This is a genomic window from Sphaerisporangium sp. NPDC049002 (genome assembly GCF_040649355.1).
In the GTDB taxonomy this organism is placed as follows: Bacteria; Actinomycetota; Actinomycetes; order Streptosporangiales; family Streptosporangiaceae; genus Sphaerisporangium.
Genome location: NZ_JBEZFH010000318.1, coordinates 1 through 6090, shown reverse-complemented (window position 1 = coordinate 6090; position 6090 = coordinate 1). Strand labels below are relative to the sequence as shown.

General features: G+C 71.5%; 8 protein-coding genes. 2 read left to right on the top strand and 6 right to left on the bottom strand.

Annotated elements, in window-relative coordinates; all coding sequences use genetic code 11:
- Positions 1-206: hypothetical protein (locus AB0B89_RS34235; protein ID WP_358561228.1), on the top strand; the 206-nt coding region annotated here is incomplete at its 5' end.
- 4 nt (positions 207-210) lie between these two features.
- Here AB0B89_RS34235 and AB0B89_RS34230 read toward each other — a convergent pair.
- The 6 genes from AB0B89_RS34230 to AB0B89_RS34205 form a co-directional block, all read right to left on the bottom strand.
- Positions 211-906 carry a site-specific integrase gene (locus AB0B89_RS34230; protein ID WP_358561225.1) on the bottom strand — a complete coding sequence of 232 codons (696 nt, stop codon included), beginning with the start codon at positions 904-906 and terminating at the stop codon, positions 211-213.
- Between the two features lie 21 nt (positions 907-927).
- Positions 928-1488: an RNA methyltransferase gene (locus AB0B89_RS34225; RefSeq protein ID WP_358561222.1), complete on the bottom strand. Its 561-nt coding sequence runs from the start codon at positions 1486-1488 to the stop codon at positions 928-930.
- Positions 1489-1495: 7 nt separating this feature from the next.
- On the bottom strand, positions 1496-2116 hold the full coding sequence (locus AB0B89_RS34220; protein WP_358561234.1) for a methyltransferase: 621 nt from the start codon (positions 2114-2116) through the stop codon (positions 1496-1498).
- A 121-nt stretch (positions 2117-2237) separates the two neighbouring features.
- Positions 2238-3185, bottom strand: coding sequence for a VWA domain-containing protein (locus AB0B89_RS34215; RefSeq protein ID WP_358561220.1), 948 nt, complete (start codon positions 3183-3185; stop codon positions 2238-2240).
- The gene (locus AB0B89_RS34210; RefSeq protein WP_358561231.1) at positions 3182-4165 is read right to left on the bottom strand and encodes a DUF58 domain-containing protein; all 984 of its coding nucleotides are present in this window, start codon (positions 4163-4165) and stop codon (positions 3182-3184) included. The genes AB0B89_RS34215 and AB0B89_RS34210 overlap by 4 nt, the downstream gene beginning before the upstream one ends.
- Positions 4165-5193 (bottom strand): AAA family ATPase, encoded by a 1029-nt coding sequence (locus AB0B89_RS34205; RefSeq protein WP_358561217.1) that lies wholly within the window; start codon positions 5191-5193, stop codon positions 4165-4167. The genes AB0B89_RS34210 and AB0B89_RS34205 overlap by 1 nt, the downstream gene beginning before the upstream one ends.
- Before the next feature lie 74 nt (positions 5194-5267).
- Here AB0B89_RS34205 and AB0B89_RS34200 point away from each other — a divergent pair, with 74 nt between their 5' ends.
- On the top strand, positions 5268-6011 hold the full coding sequence (locus AB0B89_RS34200) for a hypothetical protein (RefSeq protein ID WP_358561214.1): 744 nt from the start codon (positions 5268-5270) through the stop codon (positions 6009-6011).
- The last annotated feature ends 79 nt before the right edge of the window (positions 6012-6090 follow it).

Below are 6090 nucleotides of genomic sequence, written 5' to 3'. Positions count from 1 at the left end.
CCTGGCGACTGGACGGCACGAGCCGGATGAATCGAGAGGTTCACGTCCGGATCTGTGGGGGCGGGCAGGTGAGATTCCTGCCCGCTACCCGGCAATGGGCTTGGGGTGTTTCACATTCTGAGCGGCGCGCTTGGATGGTGAAGCATTTCGATGAGATTCAGTTTGATTATTCTGTGCTGGAGGATCGCGACCTTGACTGGTCGTGACGATCTATCTCATCAGCTGCCCAACCTGGTTTGACGGCTGGACGGCTACAGCGGCTGTGATCGTTTCTGACGGCAACGTTTGGGGGTGGTCGTCGAGAGCGCCCGCCATGCGTTCGATGGCGTCGAGTTGTAGGCGGAGCCGGACGTGGGCGTAGGTGTCGGCGGTGATGGAGATGTGGGCGTGGCCGAGGATTTCCTTGATCACAATGAGGTCCACGCCTTGGTCCAGCAGGAGTGAGGCGCACGAATGTCTCAAGTCGTGGAAGCGGATCGTGCGTAGGCCCGCGCGTTGAAGCAGGGCCTTGAAGTCGCGGTTGACGTTGGCCGGGTTGATCATCCCGCCGTGGCGGGTGGTGAACACGAGCCCGGTCTCGGGCCAGGCCGCGCCGATGGCTTCGCGTTTGTGCTTTTGGTGCTCGCGGTCAGTGGTCAGGGCGTCGATGCACGGGCCGGGCAGGGCGATGCGGCGTTCGGAGTTGACGGTCTTGGTGGGGGCCAAGACCAGGCCGATGCCGCCGGGGATGTACTGGAGGGCCTGGCGGATGGTCAGGGTGCCGCTGGTCAGGTCCGCATCCGTCCAGCGCAGTCCGAATAGTTCGCCGCGGCGCACGCCGGTGCGATTACCTGGATGAGGAATCAGGGAGACGCGGTTTCGTGTCCGTACTGTTCGCTCGCCCTTGCTGCTTTGATTGAGGCTCATTTGGACATTTGGATGCTCCGGTCAAGAGTCGGTGGGGGCCGGGTGGGAGGACCATTCCTGGCGGCGGGCCTCGGCGAGGACGATGGCGGCGGCGACGCCGACGTTGAAGGAGCCGACGCGGCCGATCTGGGGGATGTAGACGACCTCGTCGACGGCGTCCAGCACGGCGGGGGAGCAGCCGTGGTCCTCGCTGCCGAGCACCAGGCACACGTCGCGGTCGAGCCTCGCCTCGTGGAGCGGCACCGCGTCGCCGGTCAGCTCGACGGCGATCACGGTGTAGCCCTCCTCCTTGGCCGCCCGTACGGCCTCAAGGGCGGGGACCGGCTCGTGCCAGGGGACCAGCCGGTCGGTGCCGAGCGCGGTCTTCTGCGCCTTGGGGTTGGTGGGCGGGGTGGCGTTGCCGCCCAGCCAGAGCTCGTCGGCACCGAACGCGGCGGCCGTGCGGAAGATGGAGCCGACGTTGAACGGGCCCGTCACCGACTCAAGGATCAGCGACAGCCGGTTCTCCGTGCCCCGGCGCCAGGTGCGGTTGAGCCGCTTGACGTCGGTCTGGCGCAGCTGCCTGCGGGTGCCTGTGCTCATCGGGCGCTCATCGCTCCTCGTCGCCGGTGGCGCCGCCACCTGGGGGTACGTCGTCTGTCGAAGGGCCGGTCACGTCCGGAGAGGGCCGCGCGGCGACCCGGAGCACGCGGTAGGCCGACCGGGAGGCCACCCGGGTGGTGGCCCAGCCGTGGTCGGAGAGCCACCGTTGCAGCGAGTCGGAGCCGAGGTGCTTCTGCACCACCAGGAAGGCCGCGCCGTCGGGGGTGAGCCGGTCGAGCCAGCGGGTGAGCATGGCGTGCAGCGCGGGCTTGCCGATGCGGATCGCCGGGTTGGACCAGATCGCCGAGAAGCGGACGCCGGGCGGGACGTCGTCCACGTGCGCCGACCTTACTTTGTCAAGGCCGGCGGTCCGTGCGTTGCGGTCGCACAGCTCGACCGAGCGCCGGTTGACGTCCACCGCCCACACCGTCGCCCCGGGCGCCCGTGACGCCATGGTCAGCGCGATCGGGCCGTACCCGCAGCCGAGGTCGAGCAGGTCGCCCTCCTGGGGAGGCGCCGGCACGCTCTCCAGCAGCACCCGGGTGCCCGCGTCGAGCCGGTTGGGGGAGAAGACACCGCTGTCGGTGGCCAGGCGCAGGTGGAGGTCGGGCAGGATCACGTCGACCATGCCAGGCCGGGCGGCCGCGCCCGGCCGCTCCTCGAAGTAATGTGCCCCCTTGGACGTCACGTGGAGACGTTACCAACCGCGGGACGGTGCTCGTGATCGGCGGGCCCGCCGCGGGGCGGGGTCAGGGCAGGCGGGAGCCCAGGAGCATGGCGGCGGCGGCCACCAGGAGGCCGGCGAGGATGCCGGCGACGGTGAACCACTGGCCGATCTCCTGATGCACGACGCGGTAGCCCAGCGAGCTGCCGATCTGGCTGTAGACGTCGCGCAGCTCGTCCCCCGACTCGGCGGTGTAGGCGCGCCCGCTGGTGCCGTCGGCCAGCGACTGGAGCGTCGCCTTGTTGACCGGGACCTGCACGTCGCGGCCGTCGATGCTCACCGTGCCGTCCGGCGTGCCGTAGGCGATGGTGGAGACCGGGATGTGGAACCCCGCCGCCGCCTGGATCGCCTCGTTGACCGACCGGCCGGAGGTGTTGTCGCCGTCGGACAGCAGCACGATCGCCGACGGCGGCGGGTCGGTCACGGCCCGCTGGTCGAAGGAGCGCACGGAGTCCAGCGAGTTGAACACCGCCTCGCCGATGGCCGTGCCCGGACGGGTGGACAGGTTGCCGATCGCGGTGATCACGGCCAGGTGGTCGGTGGTGGGCGAGATGACCACCGAGGCCGAGCGCGCGAAGGACACCAGGCCGACGTTGAACCGTTCAGGAAGATCCTTGACGAACTGCTGCGCGGCCTGCTGGGCGGCGACCAGCCGCGTCGGGGAGACGTCGGCCGCCTCCATCGAAAGCGAGATGTCCACCGCGACGATGATCGTCGCACGGTCGCGCGGCACCCGCGTGGCGTCGGCCGGCCGCGCGGCGCCGAGCACCAGCAGGCTCATCATCAGCAGGAACAGCGCGGCGGGCAGGTGGCGCCGCCATCCGGGCCGTTCGGGGGCGACCAGGCTGAGCAGGGCGAGGTTGGTGAACCGCACGGCGTACCGCCGGCGGACGAACTGCAGGTAGATGTACGCGCCCACGATCAGGGCGAGCGCCGCGAACAGCCACAGCCAGCCCGGAGAGAGAAAGATCACGCGCCTGCCCTCCTGGTGGGGTGCCGCCCGGCGAGGTGGGCGGTGCGCCGGTGCCTGAGCGTGTACTGCGCGATGTCGAAGACCCAGTCGCGGTCGGTGCGCAGCACCAGGTGCCCGGCTCCGCACCGGCGCAGCGCCACCCGGGTGGCCTCCCGCTGCGCCGCGGCCGCCTCGGCGTAGTCGCGGCGGATCTTCGGCGACAGGTGGATCTCGCGCGTGCGCCCGGTCTCCGGGTCGGTGAGGGCGACCAGTCCCACGTCGGGCAGCTCAAGCTCGCGGGGGTCGATCACCTCCACGGCGAGAACCTGGTGGCGGGCGGCCAGGTGGCGCATCGGCCGCTCCCACTCGCGCTCACCGCCCGGGTCGCCGCCCCGTCCGAGGTCGAGGAAGTCGGACACGATCACGCGCAGGCCCCGCTTGCGGCGCGCGGCGCCGAGCAGCCGGATCGCGTCGGCCAGGCGCGTGGGACCGGGGGCGGGCATCCCCCGTGGCGCGTCCAGAAGCGTCTGCAGCAGCGCGTACATCGCCGGACGGCCGGTGCGGGCCGGGAGGCGGTGTACCTGGTCGCCGTGGATGACGTACGCGCCGAACCGGTCACCGACGCGGCTGGTCAGAAAGCCCATCGCGGCGACCGCCGCGATCACCAGGTCGCGCTTCTCCATCGCCGCGGTGCCGAAGTCCATGCTCGGCGACAGGTCGGCCAGCACCCACGTCTCCAGCTCGCGGTCGGCGACCAGGTCGCGGACGTGCGGGATCGTCGTGCGGGCCGTCACCGACCAGTCCATGCGGCGCACGTCGTCCTCACCCGGCACGTACACCCTGCTGTCGCCGATCTCGCTGCCGGCGCCAGGGACCAACCCCTGGTGCTGCCCGTGGAGCAGCCCGTCGAGGCGGCGCACCACGGTCAGCTCCAGGCGGCGCAGGGCGTGCTCGGGGCTTCCCTCGCGTCCGGAGCGCGCCTCGGGACCTTCCCTGGTGATCACCGCTGGGCCTGGTTCCAGACGACGAGCGGGGGCGGCACGGAGGCCAGGATCTGGCGCACCACGTCCTCGGGGTCGACCCCGTCGGCGAGGGCGTCGAAGGTGAGCATGAGGCGGTGCCCCATGACGTCCACCGCGACGTCGCGCACGTCGTCGGGGAGCAGGTAGTCGCGCCCGCGCAGCAGCGCCAGCGCGCGGCCCGCCGCGACCAGGCCGAGGGTCGCGCGCGGGCTGACCCCGATCTCGATGGCCTCCTCCAGGTCGCGCAGCCCGTACTCGGCGGGGGATCGGGTCGCCATCACCAGCCGTACGACGTAGTCGGCGACGAGCTGGTGTACCGACACCTGGTCGGCGAGCTTCTGCAGCGCGAGCAGCCGTGAGGGGTCGAGCACCCGTCCGGGCAGCGGCGGGGAGACGCTCATGCGGTGGAGGATCTCCAGCTCCTCGCCGGCGGTGGGATGGACCACCCGCACCTTGAACAGGAACCTGTCGCGCTGCACCTCGGGCAGGGGATACACCCCTTCGGACTCGATGGGGTTCTGCGTGGCCAGCACGATGAACGGCCGGGGCAGCGGATGCGTGCGCCCGGCCAGGCTGACCTGACGTTCGGCCATGACCTCCAGCAGGGCCGACTGCACCTTGGCGGGCGCCCGGTTGACCTCGTCGGCGAGCAGGAAGTTGACGAACACCGGCCCGAGCTCGACGTCGAAGCTCTCGCTGGACGGGTGGTAGACCCGGGTGCCGACGATGTCGCTCGGCACGAGGTCGGGGGTGAACTGGATGCGGGCGAAGGTGCCGCCCACCACGGTGGCGAGGGTCGATGCCGCGAGCGTCTTGGCGACGCCCGGCACGCCTTCGAGAAGGCAGTGACCGCGGGCGAGGAGCGCCACCAGCAGTCTTTCGATCATGTGGTCCTGGCCGACGATGACGCGCCGGACCTCTGTGAGGGACTGCTGGAGGAGACGGAGGTCCGCGTCGGCACCTTCGTCCGGCCCGGATCCGTCACTGCGTTCTTCCGCAACGGTCATGCGGCCATTCCATCAAACACGGCGCAAAGGTGCACGGCACCGTCACGGTGAGCCGAGTGTCGAGGTGTGCTTTCATGGCAACCGTGGCCACTCCGCTCCAGTACGGCGACCCGCCCCGGCTGGGTGCCTACGTCGTGCAGGCGCGGCTCCAGGCGCTCGCAACGGGTTTCGTCTACCTCGCGCAGGACGCCGGGGGGCGCGCGGTCTCGATCGCGCTGCTGACCCGGGGCGCGGCCCTCGACGCGGCGGCACGCGAGCGGTTCCTGACGGCGATCCGCCAGGCCGGGCCCGCCCGCGGCGTCAGGGGCTGGGTCGCGCGTGCCCGAGGGCGAGGCCCGGCCGCCGCTCCGCAGATCATCGCCATCGACGACGGGCTCGCGCCGTGGGTCGCGGTGCCCTACACGCCGGGAGGCGTCGGCGCCGAGTGGTTCCTTGAGACGGTGCTGGTCAGCGGCACGCTGATCGGCGAGACCCACGGGCCCGACTTCGTCCCCTACTGGCTGGGCGACCGTGCCCCGGCGATCCCGCTCCCGCCGCCGCCCGCGCCGCCGGCGACCGAGACCAGGCGCGCCGTGCTGGTGGCCATGTCGGTCCTGGTGGCGCTGCTGACGCTGACCGGGGCGATCGCGTGGCTGCTGCTCGGAAGGGGGGACGAGCTGCCGCCGCCCTCCCGCCCGCTCCCGCCGACGATGTTCGTGCCGACGCCGCCGCCCCTGCCCTCGCCCAGCGACACCCTCAAGCCCTCGCCGTCCCCGTCCCCGGGAGACAGCGGCAGCGCCTCGCCGGGCCCCTCTCTGCCCGGGGCACCCGGATCGTGAGCACGGGCAGGACCGCGTCACCCGGACCGGCGTTGCGCACTTTCGCCTGATAGGTGAGCCACTGCCCGGGTTGCGCCAC

Excerpts from the sequence above, each read along its gene's own strand:
- AB0B89_RS34220 (WP_358561234.1), bottom strand. The coding sequence starts at position 2,116 with ATGGTCGACGTGATCCTGCCCGACCTCCACCTGCGCCTGGCCACCGAC.
- AB0B89_RS34230 (WP_358561225.1), bottom strand. The coding sequence starts at position 906 with ATGAGCCTCAATCAAAGCAGCAAGGGCGAGCGAACAGTACGGACACGA.
- AB0B89_RS34205 (WP_358561217.1), bottom strand. The coding sequence starts at position 5,193 with ATGACCGTTGCGGAAGAACGCAGTGACGGATCCGGGCCGGACGAAGGT.
- AB0B89_RS34225 (WP_358561222.1), bottom strand. The coding sequence starts at position 1,488 with ATGAGCACAGGCACCCGCAGGCAGCTGCGCCAGACCGACGTCAAGCGG.
- AB0B89_RS34200 (WP_358561214.1), top strand. The coding sequence starts at position 5,268 with ATGGCAACCGTGGCCACTCCGCTCCAGTACGGCGACCCGCCCCGGCTG.